The sequence below is a fragment of the Oribacterium sinus genome (genome assembly GCF_014202695.1).
Taxonomy (GTDB): Bacteria; Bacillota; Clostridia; order Lachnospirales; family Lachnospiraceae; genus Oribacterium; species Oribacterium sinus.
The window spans coordinates 1-2,020 of sequence record NZ_JACHHH010000020.1; the positions used below are offsets into that span (position 1 = coordinate 1).

General features: G+C 40.3%; 1 protein-coding gene and 1 tRNA gene. Both read right to left on the bottom strand.

Features of this window, described 5'->3' with window-relative positions; translation table 11 throughout:
• Window positions 1-71: 71 nt before the first annotated feature.
• On the bottom strand, window positions 72-1,406 hold the full coding sequence (locus HNQ46_RS11915) for an ABC transporter substrate-binding protein (RefSeq protein ID WP_183684877.1): 1,335 nt from the start codon (window positions 1,404-1,406) through the stop codon (window positions 72-74).
• 401 nt (window positions 1,407-1,807) lie between these two features.
• A tRNA-Asp gene (locus HNQ46_RS11920) sits at window positions 1,808-1,881 on the bottom strand.
• Window positions 1,882-2,020: the final 139 nt, after the last annotated feature.

The window sequence follows — 2,020 nt, forward strand, 5'->3', positions numbered from 1 at the left end:
ATAGCTAGTACTATTTTCATAAAATTTGACAAAAAAATACAGGCTTTTCAAGGCCTGAGGAGATTTTGGAACTATTTAACTGTCAAACTACCGATAGTATCAACAAACTTCGCTGTATCTAAATTGCCGGAAGCGAAATCCTGATATACAACACCTAATGCATTCTGTGCAAGACCGTCTTTGTTGTTTAACCAATGCCATGCGGAAGTCTTTCCTGCCTTGGTGTAATCAGTAATAGTCTGTGCAAAGGGATCATTAGCTACATAGCTGATAGACTTGAAAGGACTTACAAATCCTGCCTTCTCAACAAGAATTTTCTGAGCTTTATCCTCGGAAATCCACTGTAAGAACTTCATAGATTCTTCTTTATTATCGTTATCAAATACAGACCACCAAGAAGGAGAGTTAGTCTGAATGGTATCAATGCCTTCCTCAAATGCATAAGGAATCATACCAACCTTGAAGTTGCCGGCAGCATCATACTGCTCCTTATCATCATTTACCATTGTAGCACCGATCCAAGAACCCTGTGTAACGAAAGCATACTTTCCTGCAGAAAAGTTCTGAATCTGCTGGTCATAGGTTCCGGAAACCAAAAGAGCCGGATCTGCATACTTGTTGAAAAGGGCAATCATATCCGCATACTTGCTGAAACGCTCCTTATCAAGCTTTCCTTCGCTTAATAGATCGATATATTTGGTATCATCTCTCTTAAGGCCTGCATCCTCATATACACCAAAGAGGTGGTTACCGGTAGACCAGTAAAGATTGGTAGCCTCTGCAACATAACCGATTACAGCTGTAAGACCTAACTCGTCCTTCTTGCTGTCCAGAGTCTCAAAAGCCTTCTTCATGGATTCCGGACCGGTGATAGACTTAGGATCAATACCGGCCTTCTCCAAAATATCCGCATTGTAAGCCAAACCGATAGCCTCTGTGGTATAAGGGAAACCTAAAACCTTACCGTTATCATCCTTGTAGGCAGATTCTGTATCGGAAACCCACTTCTCATTGGATAAGTCTACAAGATGATCTTCCCAGTTCTTAAAATCGTTAGCACCGCCATTAACAAAGATATCCGGCATATTGTCAGCCTGGAAATATCCCTTAAGGGTTCCCTGAATATCAATTCCGCCACCCATGGACTCAATGTTAACCTTTACTCCGGTCTCCTTCTCGTACTCTGCAGCCAATTCCTTCATCTGTGCATCAACTTCGATCTTACCGTTTACTAAACGAAGCTCCTTACCTGTGCTTGCAGCCTTCTCTCCACCAGCCTCAGATCCGGCCTCCTTAGCTGCATCGGATCCTGCAGCCTTTGTGTCGTTGCTTGCATTGGATCCGCCGCAAGCTGTCAATGCTGCAGCTAAGATTGCAGTCATGAGTGCTAAGTTTCTTTTTTTCATGAACTTTTCCTCCTAAAAATTGCCCCTAAAAATAGGGAGACTATGCTCTCCGGGAATATACAAGCTCTGTATGAAATTGATATACCCTATTCGCTTTCCCCATCATAGCAGTTTTAAAGTATAAATACAAGAACAATTTTTAAAAAATGCACAGAAAAAAAGCTTGCAAAACAGAAAATATTCATAGTATTTCATAACACTATAATAAAAAATAAAAATAATAGCTTAAAATGCAATTTATAAGAAAAAAAAATGAAGGAAAATGAAGGAAAATGAAGAGAATAAACAGAAAAATCGTATAAAGAAACCATATCATTACAGAATATAATAAAGCAATACTAAGTATTTTATAAGATTAAAACACAAAAAAACCACCTCCTAAGAAGTGGTTTCTCCTATCACGACCCGGAACGGATTCGAACCGTCGACCTCCGCCGTGACAGGGCGGCGCTCTAACCAACTGAGCCACCGGGCCATATTCTCGCACCTTCAAAACTACATATCTCTTGATTATTCTTCCTAGACTTTAGACAAAAACCAGACGCATTGGATAAGCCCTCGACCTATTAGTAACTGTCAGCTGAATGTATTACTACACTTACACCTCAGTCCTA